This window comes from Celeribacter halophilus (genome assembly GCF_018860305.1).
Lineage (GTDB): Bacteria > Pseudomonadota > Alphaproteobacteria > Rhodobacterales > Rhodobacteraceae > Celeribacter > Celeribacter halophilus_A.
The window spans coordinates 25,443-42,236 of sequence record NZ_JAHKPE010000030.1 but is presented as its reverse complement, the minus strand read 5'-3'; the positions used below and the strand labels follow the sequence as shown (position 1 = coordinate 42,236).

General features: G+C 57.9%; 15 protein-coding genes. 5 read left to right on the top strand and 10 right to left on the bottom strand.

The window, feature by feature from the left end:
- Positions 1-2: 2 nt before the first annotated feature.
- Together KO492_RS11330 and KO492_RS11325 are read left to right on the top strand one after the other, a co-directional pair.
- Positions 3-1,007, top strand: a complete 1,005-nt coding sequence (locus KO492_RS11330) for an ABC transporter permease (RefSeq protein ID WP_216045059.1) — start codon at positions 3-5, stop codon at positions 1,005-1,007.
- Between the two features lie 30 nt (positions 1,008-1,037).
- Entirely contained in the window at positions 1,038-1,991 is a 954-nt protein-coding gene (locus KO492_RS11325) for an ABC transporter substrate-binding protein (RefSeq protein WP_216045058.1), read from the top strand.
- A gap of 98 nt (positions 1,992-2,089) precedes the next feature.
- On the opposite strand, the gene KO492_RS11320 is transcribed toward KO492_RS11325, so the two are convergent.
- From KO492_RS11320 to KO492_RS11310, 3 genes are read right to left on the bottom strand one after another with little or no spacing between them, the layout of a single operon-like run.
- Positions 2,090-3,154: an ABC transporter substrate-binding protein gene (locus tag KO492_RS11320; protein WP_216045057.1), complete on the bottom strand. Its 1,065-nt coding sequence runs from the start codon at positions 3,152-3,154 to the stop codon at positions 2,090-2,092.
- Positions 3,151-4,572, bottom strand: coding sequence for a sensor histidine kinase (locus KO492_RS11315; protein WP_216045056.1), 1,422 nt, complete (start codon positions 4,570-4,572; stop codon positions 3,151-3,153). The genes KO492_RS11320 and KO492_RS11315 overlap by 4 nt, the downstream gene beginning before the upstream one ends.
- A complete protein-coding gene (locus KO492_RS11310; protein WP_216045055.1) occupies positions 4,565-5,236 on the bottom strand; it encodes a response regulator transcription factor in 672 nt (223 codons plus the stop codon). Before KO492_RS11310 ends, KO492_RS11315 begins: the two co-directional genes overlap by 8 nt.
- Positions 5,237-5,405: 169 nt before the next feature.
- Between KO492_RS11310 and KO492_RS11305 the strand changes: the two genes are divergently transcribed.
- The 3 genes from KO492_RS11305 to KO492_RS11295 all read left to right on the top strand — a co-directional run bounded on the left by KO492_RS11305 (position 5,406) and on the right by KO492_RS11295 (position 8,482).
- Positions 5,406-6,395 (top strand): Bug family tripartite tricarboxylate transporter substrate binding protein, encoded by a 990-nt coding sequence (locus KO492_RS11305; protein ID WP_216045054.1) that lies wholly within the window; start codon positions 5,406-5,408, stop codon positions 6,393-6,395.
- Positions 6,396-6,495: 100 nt separating this feature from the next.
- Positions 6,496-6,927, top strand: coding sequence for a tripartite tricarboxylate transporter TctB family protein (locus KO492_RS11300; RefSeq protein ID WP_216045053.1), 432 nt, complete (start codon positions 6,496-6,498; stop codon positions 6,925-6,927).
- A gap of 13 nt (positions 6,928-6,940) precedes the next feature.
- A complete protein-coding gene (locus KO492_RS11295; RefSeq protein ID WP_216045052.1) occupies positions 6,941-8,482 on the top strand; it encodes a tripartite tricarboxylate transporter permease in 1,542 nt (513 codons plus the stop codon).
- A gap of 132 nt (positions 8,483-8,614) precedes the next feature.
- Here KO492_RS11295 and KO492_RS11290 read toward each other — a convergent pair whose 3' ends face one another.
- Genes KO492_RS11290 through KO492_RS11260 form a run of 7 tightly spaced genes read right to left on the bottom strand, consistent with a single transcriptional unit; the run spans position 8,615 to position 16,731 of the window.
- Positions 8,615-9,784 (bottom strand): M20 aminoacylase family protein, encoded by a 1,170-nt coding sequence (locus KO492_RS11290; protein ID WP_216045051.1) that lies wholly within the window; start codon positions 9,782-9,784, stop codon positions 8,615-8,617.
- Between the two features lie 3 nt (positions 9,785-9,787).
- Positions 9,788-10,297: an L-2-amino-thiazoline-4-carboxylic acid hydrolase gene (locus tag KO492_RS11285; protein ID WP_303578336.1), complete on the bottom strand. Its 510-nt coding sequence runs from the start codon at positions 10,295-10,297 to the stop codon at positions 9,788-9,790.
- Entirely contained in the window at positions 10,294-11,592 is a 1,299-nt protein-coding gene (locus KO492_RS11280) for an NAD(P)/FAD-dependent oxidoreductase (protein WP_216045050.1), read from the bottom strand. The genes KO492_RS11285 and KO492_RS11280 overlap by 4 nt, the downstream gene beginning before the upstream one ends.
- On the bottom strand, positions 11,592-13,217 hold the full coding sequence (locus KO492_RS11275) for an aminotransferase class V-fold PLP-dependent enzyme (RefSeq protein WP_216045049.1): 1,626 nt from the start codon (positions 13,215-13,217) through the stop codon (positions 11,592-11,594). Before KO492_RS11275 ends, KO492_RS11280 begins: the two co-directional genes overlap by 1 nt.
- A gap of 9 nt (positions 13,218-13,226) precedes the next feature.
- Positions 13,227-14,873 (bottom strand): ABC transporter ATP-binding protein, encoded by a 1,647-nt coding sequence (locus KO492_RS11270; protein WP_216045048.1) that lies wholly within the window; start codon positions 14,871-14,873, stop codon positions 13,227-13,229.
- The gene (locus KO492_RS11265) at positions 14,870-15,745 is read right to left on the bottom strand and encodes an ABC transporter permease (RefSeq protein WP_066601298.1); all 876 of its coding nucleotides are present in this window, start codon (positions 15,743-15,745) and stop codon (positions 14,870-14,872) included. The genes KO492_RS11270 and KO492_RS11265 overlap by 4 nt, the downstream gene beginning before the upstream one ends.
- The gene (locus tag KO492_RS11260) at positions 15,742-16,731 is read right to left on the bottom strand and encodes an ABC transporter permease (RefSeq protein WP_216045047.1); all 990 of its coding nucleotides are present in this window, start codon (positions 16,729-16,731) and stop codon (positions 15,742-15,744) included. Before KO492_RS11260 ends, KO492_RS11265 begins: the two co-directional genes overlap by 4 nt.
- Between the last annotated feature and the right edge of the window lie 63 nt (positions 16,732-16,794).

The window sequence follows — 16,794 nt, the reverse complement described above, 5'->3', positions numbered from 1 at the left end:
AAATGACTGATGTGACATCAACACCAGCCGGAAAGACCCGCGCCAAACTGCCCTCCATGTCCGTGCTCGGACCGGTGCTGGCGCTGGTCGTGCTGATCGCAATCGGGGCCATGATGAACCCGAACTTCCTCAGCGCGGCCAATATCACCAATGTGCTGGCCCGTTCTGCCTTTATCGGGATCATCGCCGTTGGCATGACCTTTGTTATCACCGCAGGCGGGCTTGACCTTTCGGTTGGCTCTATGGCGGCTTTTATTGCCGGACTGATGATCCTGACCATGAACGCCGCTCTGCCGAGTTTGGGAGTCGGCGTGCCCATCATTCTGCTGGGCATGACTGTGGCGCTTGTCGCCGGTGTGATTGCGGGTCTACTCAACGGCTTTCTGATCACGACATTGGGCATCGAAGCCTTCATCGTCACCCTTGGTTCTATGGGCATCTACCGCAGCCTCGTCACATGGCTGGCCGACGGGGGCACCCTGTCACTGGATTTCGGACTGCGCACTTTTTACCGGCCTGTCTACTTTGACGGCATTTTCGGGATCAGTTGGCCGATTATCGTCTTTGCCATCGTGGTGATCGTCGGAGAAATCATCATGTCGCGCACGGCCTTCGGGCGCCATTGCGCCGCAACCGGCTCCAATGAACACGTCGCGCATTATTCTAACGTCAATGTCAATCGCACAAGGATGCTGACCTATGCGGCCCTCGGGCTGCTCGTCGGGGTCGCCACCATCATGTATGTGCCGCGCCTCGGGTCCGCCTCCGCCTCCACCGGCGTGCTTTGGGAGCTCGAAGCCATCGCCGCCGTTATCATTGGCGGCACCGTGCTCAAAGGCGGGTTCGGGCGGGTCTGGGGCACTGTGATCGGTGTGCTGATCCTCAGTCTGATCGACAATATTCTGAATTTGACCGACTTTGTTTCGCCCTATCTGAATGGCGCGATCCAAGGGGTTATCATCATTCTCGCTGTTATCTTGCAGCGTGAACGCAAGGCGGCTCAATAGCTGTCGGAACCAAGCTCAGGGAGGAGCAAAATGAAACTTTCTGCCAAAATCATGGCCGCAACAGTGGCCACTCTCATCGGAACGTCTGCCTATTCACAAGAGCAGGACACGAAGGTGATCGGCGTGTCCATTCCCGCCGCCACCCACGGCTGGGCTGGCGGGATGAACTTTCATGCCAAGCAAACGGTCGAGCGGCTCGAAGAGGTCTATCCCAATCTCGACTTTGTGCTTGCCACCGCTCCAGATCCGGGCACACAGGTCAACGATATCGAAGACATGGTCGCGGTGCGCAATATCGACGCTCTGGTCGTCCTGCCCTTTGAATCCGACCCGCTGACCCCGCCGGTTCAGGCCGTCGCCGAGTCCGGCGCTTGGGTCACCGTGGTGGACCGTGGCCTGTCCGTGCCGGGCATTGAAGATCTCTATGTCGCAGGTGACAATAGCGGCTTCGGACGGGTCTCTGGCGAATTTATGGTATCCCAGATGCCCGATGGTGGTGACATTGTCGTGCTGCGCGGCATTCCGACCACGATTGACAATGAACGCGTCGATGCTTTCACCGCCGCAATCGAAGGCTCCGGCATCAATGTTCTGGCGATGGAGCATGGCAACTGGAACCGTGATGACAGCTTTACCGTCATGGAAGATTACCTGTCCAAATACCCGCATATCGACGCGGTCTGGGCCTCTGATGACGATATGGCCATCGGTGTGCTCGCGGCTATCGAGGCGGCCGGGCGCGATGATATCAAGTTCGTTCTCGGCGGTGCGGGGATGAAGGAAATGATCAAGCGGGTTGCAGATGGAGACCCGATGATCCCTGCCGATGTGACCTATCCGCCGTCCATGATTTCAACGGCGATTGAAATGACCGCTGTCGGTCTGACCTCCAACGCGGCCGTGTCGGGCACATTCACAATCGGCTCTGTTCTGGTCACACAGGACAACGCTATGGACTTCTACTACGAAGACAGCCCGTTCTAAGAGCGGCGTCACGGTCTGGCGGGCGGCTATGGCTCGCCAGACAAACTCTTTGTAACGGTTGAAGACGTCAGCCAAACCTCGCCGCAAAGAGAAAGATGCTAAGGCGCGTCCTCCGCTTTAAAGCTGTCGTGCCATTTGGCGATGAACTGGTCACGTCTATGTGCATCCATCGCAACCAGCAATGTCGGCGCAATCGGAATGTAGCGATCATTGCTATCCGAGCGAAGGTTCTCCGCTTGTTCGCTGTTCTGGATAAGGTTTGCCTCTTGCAAAAGCGCACGCCCTTCTGGTGAGAGGAGAAAATCCAGAAACTGTGCTGCCGTCTCTTTGTGACGGGCATCTTTCGGTATCATAAGTGCGCGCGACAGATACATCGTGTAATCTTCAGGAAATATAACGCCAAGGTTTCTGTAGGATGTCCTGTCTACATAGGAGCCAAGGACATTATACGCTATCTTGTACTGACCATCATTTACGCTGGCGATCAGCTCTGCAGAGCAACAGGTGGCAACAGCATCGGCACGCGAAAAGGATTCCAGCATCCCGCCAAATGTGGTTGCCTGCTGACTATCCATAAACGCAAACAAAAATCCGAGGCCGGAGCGTTCAATGTCGTAGGTTGCAATCCTGCCCCTATAGGCATTTGAAGGACGTCGCATCAGATCAAGAAGCGCGAACCTCGTGCGGGGCACATCAGCGGCAGGGACAAGGCTCTTGTTGTAAACAATAACGGCCGCCTCCCGTGTAATTCCCCAAAGCTCGTCACGCCATTTTCGGTGGAGGGGCAATTGCGCTGTGAGGTCAGATTGGTAAGTGCTCGCACAGGCGCGATTGACGAGATCGACCATCTGGTGAACGCCGGAAGAAATGACCACATCCGCTGACTGACGCCTGCCATCACAGGCGCTGAGGCTATCGACATAGAGATTGTTCGAGCCCCATTGCTCATAATGGAGTTCGACGTTCGGATGGGTCGCGACAAATGCATCAAGAAGCTGCGCAAAAGTGGTAATGTCCGTTGTCGACCGGATCGTGAGTGTGATGTCCGCTGTATCCTCAGGGGGTGAGAAAAACGCGGTAGCCTCTTGCGCATGGCCAGGTAAGGAGAAGACGCAAGCAATCAAAGTGGTTGCGAGGCTTCTGAAAAATGTCACGCGCTTCATGGTAAGCTTTCCTCTTCTTGTGCAGGAAATGACAAAGTGACGCGAAATCCCGCATCAAGATGTTCCATCAGAACCTTGCCATTGAACGCTCTGGCAACGGCGTGAACTATCGACAGTCCGAGACCGGCGCTGTCACCTTTGGAGGCGGCGGAGCGCTCGAAACGTTGTCCGATTGTGCTCATGACCTCGCGGGGAGGGCCTGAGCCGGAATCCTGAACCCAGATCATGGCGCAGCCTTGCTCCTTGGAAACCCCCAAAGTGACGGGCGAAACACCATGTCGCAGACCGTTGGCCAGCATGTTTTTGACGGCCTCAGTAAGAGAAATGTCATCGGCAATCACGATCACCGGATGCTCTCCGATCGAAAGCCCCACCTCAATTTGCGGCGCGAGAAGCTCGTGGTCTCTTTCTTCAAAAATACGCAGGGCAATGTCTCGCAAATCAATGGACACGGGTGGCGCATTGTCTGTGCGGTGCATTACCAAGGCGCGGGACAACATTTGATCAAGCAACGTCCCCAGAGAGCGTGTGCGTTTTACCAAACGTTCGAGACGCTGCACCCGACGGTCTTCTGCATCATCTTCTATGGCAAGCTCTGCCTGCGCGCGGATAGCCGCAACCGGAGTGCGTAGCTGATGTGCCGTATCGGAGATGAGATGCTTCATAGCGTCAACCTGACGGTCCAACCGTTGCATGAACCGGTTCAGGGCATGCACCATAACAGCAACCTCTGCCGGTCCCTGCGTCGACATGGGCGTGAGGTCATATGGGTTTCGTTGGGAAAGCTCGCGCGTAAGCGTGTCCAGAGGTTTCATAGAGGAGCGGATCACCAGAAACGCCCCTAGAAGCAGCGCCAAGCCGCCGAACCCTGTCATCACCAAGGCCCCTTTCGTCAGACCCAGCGCCATAGCATTTCGCGCCCTTAGCGTATGTCCGACCGTGACATAGACTGCGCCCGAAAAGTCGCGCTCCGAAAACAGCCGCGCCACAGTGACAAACCGCGCCCGCTCTGTTTGCATCCGGCTGTCATAAAACACTGGTGAAGTAAGCGTATCGCTGAGGTTGGCCGTTTTTGCCCCGCCCGAATATCCGGTGAGCACGGCACCATCAGGCCCCTGAAACGAATAATAGATCCGGTCGTTCTCAGCCAGCGCCAGCAGCCCGAAAGCAGACGCCGGAATATTGGCAACCGGTTGGCCATCTTGGACAATTAGACTTTCGGCAATATCGTTGGCCGCGCCAAGGAGGATTCTGTCAAACGACTGGCGTGCGGCGTTGCGACCATAGGCGAAGGCAGCAACTGCGACCACAATGCCACCCATTGCCAGAAGCGTGAACACTCCCGCCATCACACGCGCAAGTAAGGATCGTTCGCTTCCTGCAGTGCAAGCGGCGATGGCGTCGAGAGGATCATCCATTATTGCAAATCCGGTAACCGACCCCACGGCGCGTCTCGATAGAGACGCTGGAAGCGGCGAGTTTCTTGCGCAAACGCGCGATATAGAGTTCGATTGCATTCACGCCAACATCCGCATCCTCAAACGCAAAAAGACCGTCATAGAGACGTTTCTTGCTCAACGGAGTTTTTTGATTGCGCAGTAAAAGCTCCAGCAGGGTTGCCTCTCGTCGGGTAAGGTTTAGAGGCACGTCCTCCAAGGTGGCGGAAAGTCCGGCAGGCGAAAACTTGAGCGGGCCAAGCGTGACGACATCGGATTTTTGTTCAGCCTCACGACGCACCAAAGCGCGCAGCCGCGCTTCGAGTTCGCGTTGGTCGAAGGGTTTGATGAGGTAGTCGTCTGCGCCAAGATCAAGTGCTGTCACGCGATCATCGACAGAGAACAGAGCCGTTAACATCAACACCGGTGTCCGGTTCCCTGCGGAACGCATGTCTTGCAACAATTCTGTACCGTTGCGGTCAGGCAGGTTGATATCAAGCACAACCACATCATAGCGCTGGACCGCAAGGTAGTCCTCCGCAGACTCACAGGTGTCCGCAACATCGCAGGCCATTCCGAACTTGCCCAAACGTATGGCGATAGCTTCGGAAACATCCGCTGCATCTTCGACGATCAGTACCCGCATGTTTCCTCCAAAAACCGATCCTTGTCGCTCATGACAGGTTCGTGACAGGTTTGCCGATTACATCTCTCTCATAACCTTTCGCGAGGAGGCCGAAAAGCTACGGTGCGAAAGTTTTGGACTTCGGGCGGCCATACGGCCCGACAGAAAACAATGTGGAGGAGTAAGACACATGATTATCAAGGCCACGCGCCTCACCCTCGCTGCTGCCCTGCTAGGCGCATCTACGTTCGGCGCATTTGCTGACGGATTCACCCTCGAAAACCCCGAATGTATCGCGCCGGCCAACCCTGGCGGCGGTTGGGATTTTACCTGCCGTCAGGTGGGTAAATCCATGCAAGATCTTGGCTTGCTCGACAAAACGCTTCAAGTCGTCAACCTTGCCGGCGGCGGCGGTGGCGTTGCCTATGCGGAAGTCGTCAACAAACGTGGCGATGACGACAACCTGATTGTCGCCGCATCTTCGGCGACCGCGACCCGCTTGGCACAAGGAGCATTTCCGGGCAACACAATGGATCAGGTGCGCTGGCTGGCTTCTGTCGGCGCGGATTATGGTGTGATTGCCGTGGCCGCAGATAGTGACATTGCGGACCTCCCGACCCTGCTTGAGATGATCAAGACCGATTCTTCTTCGGTTTCGGTCGCTGGCGGCTCTGCTGTGGGTGGCTGGGATCACCTGAAAGTTCTGATTGCTGCGGACGCCTATGGTGTCGAAGATGTGCGAACCGTAAAATACATCGCCTTTGATGGTGGCGGTGAAGCCGTGACCCAGCTTCTGGCCGGTTCGGTCCAAGCCTTCACGGGAGACCTTTCCGAAGCCAAAGGGTTCGTCGACAGCGGCGATATCCGCGTGATTGCGGTTCTTGCTCCGGAGCGGCTGGAAGGTGAATTTGCGGATTTCCCGACAGCACGCGAACAAGGTGTTGACGCCATCGGCGCGAACTGGCGCGGATTTTATGCCCCCGGCGACATGAGCGATGAAGCCTATGATACCTGGGTTTCCAAAATCGGTGCGCTTTATGCCTCCGACGAATGGAAAGAAATCATGGCGAATAACGGCCTCGCTCCTCTTGATCTGCAAGGCCCTGACTTCGAAGCCTTCGTGGCTGACAACGTGGCGCAAATCCAGAAAATCTCCAAAGAGATCGGCATCCTCAGATAAGCCTGTCTCAAGTGATCGTTTTGAGCGTCGCATTTTCTATGCGGCGCTCTTCTGTAGCGGCAAGTCTGCCGCATCTCATCCCTTACATAAGGAGACCATCATGAGTGATCGCGTTTTTGGTCTTTTCGGTCTTCTTCTCGCCATCGGTTTCGCGTTTGCGTCCTTGGCGATTGAAGAAAGCTTTCTATCCGATGTTGTTGGACCCAAAGCATTTCCGTTGATTATCGCCACCATTCTGGGGCTGAGTTCCATCGGAATCGCACTCAAGCCCGACGCATCGCCATCCTGGCCCGACCTCGGGCGTTTCGTTGAAATTATGGCCGCAGTTGTCGTCATGGTCCTCTACGCCGAGCTTCTTCCTGTCATCGGCTTTGTTTTCTCGACCGCATTCGCTGCGACCTACCTCACATGGCGGCTGGGTTCTGGTGCCGTTGCCTCGGTTGTGACCGGTGTCGGCACATCGCTTGGCATCTACGTCGTTTTCCACCTGCTCCTTGGTCTTTCGCTCGCGCGCGGACCGCTCGGCTTTTAAAAGGAAGTGTCACATGGATACTCTGATTTCTCTTGCTGACGGCTTTGCTATCGCGCTGACGTGGCAGAACCTCCTACTTGCTCTGTTGGGATGTTTTCTGGGCACGATCATGGGTGCATTGCCTGGCCTCGGGCCATCGAACGGCGTGGCGATCCTTATCCCATTAGCCTTCACACTCGGGCTCGGCGCCACACCTTCGCTCATTCTCCTGACGTCCGTTTATTACGGCGCCATGTATGGTGGGCGCATCTCCTCGATCTTGCTCAATATCCCCGGTGACGAACCGGCGATGATGACGTGTCTTGATGGGCACCCTATGGCGAAAAAAGGAATGGCAGGGCAGGCCCTGTCCCTTTCCGGTATCGCCTCTTTTGTCGGTGCCTTTTTTGCCACTTGGGGTCTGATCTTTCTGGCCCCTCAACTCGTCAAAATTGCACTTTTGTTCGGCCCCGCGGAATATTTCGCACTCTTTGCTCTGGCCTTCATGACCCTTGGCGGTGTTTCCTCCACCAATCAGGCCAAATCCGCATTTGCCGCAGCTCTGGGGCTTGGCCTCGCGATGATTGGCGTGGATACCCAGACCGGCGTGCCGCGCTTTACCTTTGGTGAAGTGCATCTCTATGACGGGCTGGATTTCCTTGTGGCGATCGTAGGTCTGTTTGCACTGTCTGAAGTCTTCATCTTTCTTGAGCACCGTCATGGGGATGCAAACGGAAGCGCCGACAAAATTCAGGTGGGACGCCTCACCCCTCCGCTGTCGATGCTCAAACAAACCACACCCACCATGATCCGCTCCACAGCCCTCGGTTTTATCGCCGGAGTTCTACCCGGTGCAGGGGCTTCGCTCGGATCCTTCATCTCCTATTCGTTTGAAAAACGTCTGGTGGATAGCGAAGGTAAAACATTCGGCAAAGGCGATCCGCGTGGTGTTGCCGCCCCTGAAGCAGGCAACAACGCGGCAGCAGGGGGCGCACTCGTGCCGATGCTCGCGCTGGGTGTGCCGGGGTCGGGCACAACCGCGGTCCTGTTGGCTGTGCTCCTCTCGCTCAATATCACTCCGGGACCGTTGCTGTTTTCACAAAATCCGGACGTGGTCTGGGGCCTCATCGCAGCACTCTTTATTGCAAATATCATGCTGCTGGCGATGAACATTCCGATGATCGGTCTGTTCACGCGCGTGTTAATGGTGCCGCCCCGCATCCTGATGCCGATTGTTGCAATGGTTTCTTTTGTCGGCATTTACGGGATTTCCGGCTCGTCTTTCGACCTCCTCGTCATGATCGGCTTTGGCGTCATGGGTTGGGTGCTGCGCAAACTGGATGTGCCCTTGGTGCCGATCATTCTCGGAACGCTTCTTGGCAATTCGATGGAAAACAACCTGCGCCGCGCCATCAGTATCGATAACGGCGACTGGATGACCCTGATTGACAGCCCGCTGTCGATCACGCTCTGGCTCATCGCAATCATCGGGTTCATCTTGCCCTTGATCATCGGGCGCAAGGTGAAAACAAAGATGCATAGCTCACGCGATGAAGAAGGCGCTATCTCGGACTGAAAACAGGCAGACGGCACTGATTGAGTGCCAAAAGCGTCCATGTCCCGGATTGAAATGCTTAACACCGGCCCCTTTCGGAGCCGGTGTTTTGACATTCTGCAAATATTCCCGACGAGTCGGGAAAGGCATCACTTACCCAAGAGGCAATCTCTGACGCACCAATGTGGTCCAATAGGAGCTGCCCCAAGGAATAACATCATCATTGAAATCGTATTTCGGATGGTGCAATGCCGCCGAAGGACCGTTGCCGATGTTGATCATCGCGCCGGGCACTTCGTTGAGCATGAAGGAAAAATCCTCTCCGCCAAGTGTTTGCGGCATGTCGAGATGGACATTTTCGACACCTGTAACCTCTTGCGCGGCTTTCGCGGCCAGTTCGGTTTCCTGCTCGTGGTTCACCGTCACAGGGTAGTGCCGGATATAGTCGAGTTTCCCCACCGCCCCGAAGGCCGCTGCAATATTGCCGGTCATGATGTGCAGACGTTCTTCGATCATATCCCGCACTTCTTCGCGCAATGTCCGCACGGTGCCGGTCAGAGTGACATCTTGGGGAATGACGTTGAACGCATTGCCCGCCTGAATGGTGCAAAGCGAAACCACCGCACTGTCGATCGGGTCCATATTGCGCGAGGTGAGGGTCTGCACCGCTTGCAAAAGCGCGCCTGCAACCGGCAGCGGGTCAATGTTCTGCTCGGGCCGCGCCGCATGGCCGCCGCGTCCGGTGATGGTGATTTTCACCTCATCGACAGAGCCCATGATCGGACCCGAATTGATAGTAAACTGTCCAAGCGGCAGGTTCGGGCGGTTGTGCATCCCGTAAACCTCATTGCAAGGCCAGCGGGTGAAAAGACCATCCTCGATCATCGCGCGCGCACCGGCTCCGCCTTCTTCTGCGGGTTGGAAAATCACGATCACCGTGCCGTCAAACGCGCGGCTTTCGGCCAGATGCCGTGCTGCGCCCAAGAGCATTGTCGTGTGGCCGTCATGCCCGCAGGCATGCATCTTTCCCGCCACTTGCGAGGCGTAGGGCTTCCCTGTTTCCTCGACGATCGGAAGCGCATCCATATCGGCGCGCAGCCCGATCATGCGACCGGACGCATTGCTCTGGCCTTTGATCACACCGACAACGCCGGTCTGCCCGATGCCTTCATGGACCTCGTCCACCCCCGCTGCACGCAGGGCTTCGGCCACCTTTTGAGCGGTGCGTTTGACGTCATAGAGAAGTTCGGGGTTCATATGCAGATCGCGGCGAAACTCCGTCAGATCGGCAACCTGCTGGGCAACCCAGTTTTCAACAGCCATAGCTCAGGCCTCCTTTTTCATGCGGTAGCGGAAGTCGCAATGGCTTGCGCCTTTCATGATGGTCTGGGTGCGGGTCATCTCTATATCGGGGTTGTAACCGATGCAGAAATCCCCGTCGCGGTTGCACGACAGAAGGTGCCCGATGTCGCCCAGCCCCATCTCCTGATACATCTCCGCATAGCGGCATTTCACGACGTTGAAATCCATCTTTTCTTCGGACATCTCGATGGTCTTGATCCTGAGCGCATCCTCGCGGGTCCAGTTGGGCTGGATCGCCGCAAAATCCGTCAGGTCGGGCGCATGGCCCAACTCGTCGGCCAGCATCTTTCCCTGTTCGATTGCGGATTTTGACACGGCGGCATCGAGCACAGTCTCGGCCTCTTCCCGTCCCGACCGTTCACTGATGACATCAAACACATGCTTGAGGATCATTGCTTCGATCTTCCGGCGTAGAAGGATCGGAATGTCGTTTAAATCCATGCCTTTGGCTTCTGCCATGGGTGTCTCCGTCACAGGTTGATCTCCTTATGGTCCTGACGTTTGAGCCAGGTTAAATAGGTGGGGGCGACGCGCCGCACGATCCCGTGCATCGGGAAGGGATGCGGCTCGGTCACCGGCAGGGCCAGTTCATCTTCGGGCTGTCCGGTTGCCGCACGGGCCAACTCGCGCCCCAAGGATGTGCCAAGCGCTACCCCGCGCCCGTTACAGCCGATCCATGCCCAGCCATCAGGGCCAAGCCTGTGCACGCGCGGGAAGCGATCCCAGTTCATGCCGATATAGCCGGACCAGACATGGGTCATCTCCGGCACGCCTAGTTCGGGGAAAGCTTCGGCCAGATTTTTCGCCGCTTTCCGGCGCACGCGGTTGGCCACGTCAATAGAGCCGATCACAGCCCCGCCAGTGATCAAACGGTTGCGCGCATCGTAGCGGAAGAACCGCAGATCGCCACGAGTGTCCGAGACGGCCTGACGACCTGGCAGGAGTTTCTGGCGCAGATTGTCGCCCACTGGTTCTGTCGCCATTTGCCAGCTCAGAACCGGCACGATCGAACGGGCAATGCGCGGTGCGAGACGCGGGGCCAACTCGCCCGTATAGGCGTTGCTCGCCATAATCAGCGCGCGGGCTTTCAGCGTGCCCTTGGGCGTTTTGATGATCCATTGACTGCCCACACGCTCAAAGGAAGTCGCGGGGCTTTCCTCGTGGATCACCGCGCCCAGATGCTCTGCCACACGTGCCATTTCACGCGCCAGCGCCAGCGGATTGATATGGCCACCGGTCGGGTTATACATCCCGCCATACCAGAAGTCCGAGCCCAGAATATCGGCACAGGCTTTGGCGTCTTTCAGCTCCGCCGGAAACCCGTAACGTTGCCACGCATCGACCCGTTTCTGCGACAGTTTCACACGACCGGGACTATGCGCAGGCTGGAACCAGCCGCTCTGCTCGGCCTCGGCCTGCATCCCGAATTCACGCACCAGATCGAACAGCACATCGCCCGAATTGCCAATAAGGCGCACCATACGTTTGCCCGCGTCTCCATAGCGCGAGACCCAGACATCCGGCTCCGCCGAGGTGAGGATCGGAATGACCTGACCGTTGTTGCGACCGGAGGCGCCCCAGCCCGCAGCCTTGCCCTCGATCACAGTGGTCGCATGGCCACGCTTGCGTGCTTCAATGGCGGCAGACAGGCCTGTAAACCCTGCGCCAATGATGGCAACATCCGTTTCTTCAACGCCTTGCAGCGGGGAAGACAGGGGCCGCTCCGGCGCGGTTGCCGCCCAGAGAGATTTCGGAAACTCGACAGCCATCACGCAGCCCCTTTCGTTTTCATGTCAGTCACCTCATGGGGCAACCAGAACCAGCGCAGCGCCTCTTCCTCGGAGGACAATTCCGGCCCGTGGGCACAGGGCTGTTCTCTGGCCTCTTCCGCCAGTCGGCGGGCCTCTGCCAGACAGGTCTCGAAATCGGGCACAAGATCGACAGAGGCCCCCTGCCCCTGCCACAGAGCGGAAAGCGCGGCGGGGCATGTGTCTTCGAAAGCAGGTGTGGCACGCCAGATGCCTTCAACCGCGTCGAGGCGATAGTAAGCCAGCATATCGAGCCCGTGTTCGGCAACGAAACGGATCGCGGCGGCGATCTTGTCCACGTCTTCTTCGTCAAAGAACCAGTTGATCCCGAACCGCGCCCAGCCCGGACGGAAGATCGAATGACCATGCTGCACCGCCGCTTCGTGACGTGCGCTGGTGGTTTGGTCTATGTCGAGCAAGGCATGACCGTAAGGACCGGCACAAGAGCACCCGCCACGGGCCTGAATCCCGAAGAGGTCATTGAGCAACGCCACGACATAGTTGTGATGCAACAACCGCCCTTTGACCCGAAGGTTGAAAGAGAAAATCCCGAGACGCGGCACATTGGACGGCCCCAGAAGCTCCATCCCCGGAATGGCACGCAGGGCATCTTCCATCCGGCGGGTGAGCACGGTTTCGCGGGCCTCGACGCGGGTCTCGTCCATATCCCGTTTGAGTTGCATCACCATGCCTGCGCGGATGTTATCGACAATGGCAGGTGTGCCGCCTTCCTCGCGATGTTCCGGATCGGAAATATAGCTATGCCCTTCGGCAGTCACATAACTCACCGTGCCGCCCCCCGTCAGGGTCGGGCGAGCGCTGTCAAACAGGCTGCGCTCGGCAATCAACAGACCGGAGGCCCCGGGACCACCGGGAAACTTGTGCGGCGAGATCACCGCTGCATCGATCCGGTCGCCCGCGCCCTTGACGCTTTCCGCCAGCTCGACGGGCATATAAGGCGCTGCCGCCGCGAAATCGGCCACGAAGAACGCGTCATGAGCATGAAGCAACCGCGCCACGGCACGCAGGTCGGTACGCACGCCGGTGACATTCGAAGCCGCCGAAAACGCCCCGATTTTGAGTGGTGCGTCCGCATGGGCCGCGATTTCGCGCTCCAGCGTTTCAAGACAAATCGTGCCCGCCGCATTCAAAGGCACCCGCACCACCGTCGCGCCGCTTTCGCGCCAGGGCAGATCGTTGGAGTGATGCTCATAGGGGCCGACAAACACGACGCCATCCGAGAGCCCCTTCATCGAAAAAGCCCGCACCAGCTTGTCCACTGCGCCGGTCGCCCCCGATCCGGTGAAGATCACCGCATGGTTCTCGTCTGCCTTGACCGCTTTGCGCACCGCCTCGCGGGCCATTTCGCGCAACTGCGTGGTGCGCCGCCCGACGAAAGAGGTCTCTGTATGGGTGTTGCCGTAATAGGGCAGAACATGGGTGCGGATCGCATCTTCGATAAAACCGAGCGCACGTCCCGAGGCAACATAATCGGCATAGATCAGCGCGCGGGGGCCGAAGGGGCCGGAGATTGCCGCCCCTTCCCCGATCAACGCGCTCCGGATATCTTTGAATTCCAGTGACATTTCAGGTCCTTAAGCAACATCCACGTGCAGCGACGGAGGTGTCCAGTCGCGGCCCGGAATAGAAGACAACAGATTTTGCGTGTAGGGGTGCTGCGGGTTGGCGAAGACTTCGGCGGTCAGGCCGGTCTCCACGATTTCACCCTTTTGCATGACGATAACGCGATCACAAAGCTGGGCTGCGACCCTGAGATCGTGGGTCACAAACAGCAGCGAGAGGTTCAACCGGTCGCGCAGGTCGGCAAGCAATTTAAGCACCTGCGCCTGCACCGACACATCCAGCGCCGAGACGGGTTCGTCAGCGACGATGACTTTCGGCTCAAGCGCCAATGCGCGCGCAATGCCGATGCGCTGACGCTGCCCGCCGGAAAACTCGTGCGGGAAACGGTTGGCCGCAGCAGGGGACAGTTCGACAAGTTCCAAGAGCTTTTTGGCCTCTTCACGCGCCTGCGCCGGATCGGTGCCATGCACAATCGGCCCCTGAGCAATCAGATCGACCACCCGCTTGCGGGGGTTGAGCGAAGCCATCGGGTCTTGGAACACCATTTGGATATGCTGACGCAAAGCCCGTAATTCTTTGGGCGTTGCCGCCAGCAGGTCACTGCCGTCCAGTTCCACAGAGCCTTGGTCACATTCCAAGAGCCGCGTGACGATCCGCGAAACCGTGGTTTTGCCGGAGCCGCTTTCGCCCACAACACCAAGTGTTTCCCCCTGACGCAGTTCGAAGCTGAGATCCTTGACCGCAGTCACGGCCTTGCGCTTGCCTGCAAACATGCCGCCTCGTGCCGCAAAGGTCTTTTTGAGACCTATGCCCTTGAGAACGACAGGCGCGTCAGACGCGATTTTGAGCGGCGGCGGCGTCAGGGCTGGCACGGCACCAATCAGGGCGCGTGTGTAAGGGTGTCGGGGGTGGTTCAACACCTGATCCGTGGTGCCGCTTTCGACCAGTTCGCCACGGCACAGCACGGCCACCTTGTCAGCGATCTCGGCCACAACACCGAAATCGTGGGTGATGAACAGAACCCCTGCGCCTTCTTCTTCCTGCAATTCTCGAATGAGTTTGAGAATTTGCAACTGCGTAGTGACGTCAAGCGCCGTGGTCGGCTCGTCCGCGATGATCAGCTTGGGCGACAAAACGAGCGACATGGCGATCATCACCCGCTGCCGCTGCCCGCCGGAAATCTGGTGTGGATAGGCATTGTAGGCCGATTCAGGATCGGGGATATGTACCCGTTCGAGCATCTCGATAGCGCGGGCATTCCGATCAGCCTTGCCCAGTTTCGTGTGCAGACGCAACACTTCGTCGATCTGCCACCCCACGGTCTTTTGTGGGTTGAGCGCCGTCATCGGCTCTTGGAAGATCATTGAAATATCGGCCCCGCGCAGCTTGCGCATTTCGGCGTCGGTTTTGCCACGCAATTCTTCGCCCAGAAACCGGATCGCGCCACCGGTGACACGCACATGCGGCTCCGGCAAAAGCCCCATGATCGCACCGGCGCAAAGCGATTTGCCCGAACCGCTTTCCCCCACAAGGCAGACGATCTCACCGGGTTCAATGGTCAGGTCAAGCCCTTCGAGGGCATAGGGACGGTCCGCGCTTTTCGGAAGCGAGATTTCCAGATTGCAGAGTTCAAGGACGGGAGGAGGTGTCTTGGTCATTTTTTCTGCCTCGGATTGAGCGCATCATTGAGCCCCTCGCCCAGAAGCGAAAAGGAAAGCACGGTGAGGATGATCGCAATGCCGGGGATCACGGCGCAGTAAGGTGCAGAGCGCAGCACGGCGCGGCCCTGACCGATCATATTGCCCCAGCTGGCATAGTTCGGGTCTCCAAGAGCAAGAAAGGCCAGCGCACTTTCCATCAGGATCGACAGCGCCATGATGACGGAGGCATAGACCACAATCGGCGGCATGGCATTGGGCAGGATTTCACGAAAGATGATGGAGGTGTTCGACACGCCCAGATTGCGCGCGGCATCGACAAATTCGCGATTTCTCAGGGACATGAACTCGGCACGCACCATGCGGGCGGGCGCGGTCCAGCTCACGATGCCGATGGCCAGCGTGATCCATTCGATCTTGGAGCCCATGATCGCGACAAGTGTCAGCAGGAGAACAAAGTTCGGAATGGTCTGGAAGGCTTCTGTGATCCGCATCAGGACATCATCGACCCATCCGCCAAAATATCCGGCCAGAGCGCCAATGACGACGCCGATCACGATGGCGACCAATGTGGCAACCACCCCGATCAAAAGGGAAATGCGCGCGCCGTAGAAGACACCTGCAAGCACGTCACGCCCCAGTTGGTCCGTGCCCAGAGGCGTGGCCCAGTTGACAAAAGGCGGGGTCAGCGGGTCACCTGCGCGGCGCAGCGGATCACCCGGTTCGATGAGGCCCGCAGAGAGCGCCATAAGCACCACGACGGCAAAGAGAACGAGGCCCAGAACAGCGGCACGGTTGCGTTTGTAGCGGCGCCAGAACATCACATAGCGCGGAGGCTCGGGCGGAGCGATTTCAGTATCGGCAAGGGTCATGCGAGTTCAATCCGGCTGTCGAGACGTGCGTAAAGCAGGTCGGTGAGAAAGTTGACGACGACGACGATGATGGCGCAGAGGAAGATGATCCCCATCAAGGTGTTCATGTCGCGCTGCACAACAGACTGGTAGGCGAGCTGTCCCAGTCCGGGCAGGGTGAAGATGGTTTCGACCACGATAGAGCCCCCCAGCACAGTGGAGAATTGCAGCCCCAGAAGCGTGATCACAGGCAACAACGCGTTGCGCATGATGTGGTGGATCATGAGGCGGCCTTCCTTGGCGCCTTTGGCCCGTGCGGTGCGGACATAATCGAGATCGGCCACTTCCATCACTGAGGCGCGCATCAGGCGCAGGTAGAAGGCCAGATAGATAAGCGACAGCGCGGCGGTCGGCATGATCAGGTGGCGAATGACATCCCAGACGTGATCCCAACCGGTGTAGAAAGCGGCAATGGTCTTGATTCCGCCCACCGGCAACCAGCCGAGTTTGACGGAGAACACCAGCATCAGCATCAGGGAAAGGAAAAACGAAGGCGTCGCGTAAAACACGAGGCCCAGAACAGAAATCAGGTTGTCCGTCGCGGAATAGGCACGGCGCGCGGCAATCGCTCCAAGCGCGATACCGGCGGTGAAGGCAATGCTCAAAGACGCCGCCATCAGCATCAGCGTGGTCCCGAGGCGTTCCATCAGGACGGTCGACACAGGTTGCTCATAGACAAAGGACCAGCCGAAATCAAAAGAGGCCAGCTTGACCATATAGCGCCAGAGTTGGACCCAGATCGGTTGATCCAGCCCGTATTCGGTCCGCAGCCGCGCTATAAATGCGGCATCGGCTCCGCCCATATCGCCGACCAGAGCGTCCACCGTGTCACCCGGTGCGAGTTTGAGCAAAAGAAACGTGCCGATCATGATCAGGATGACCACGGGGATGGCCTGAGCCAGACGCCGCAGCGCGTAGATCAGGATCGGAGGCATGTGCAGTGTCATTGTCGTTGGATCCTTCGGGATCGTGCCATTGGAAAGTCTCGGGGAAAAAGGCGGGCGCGAAGG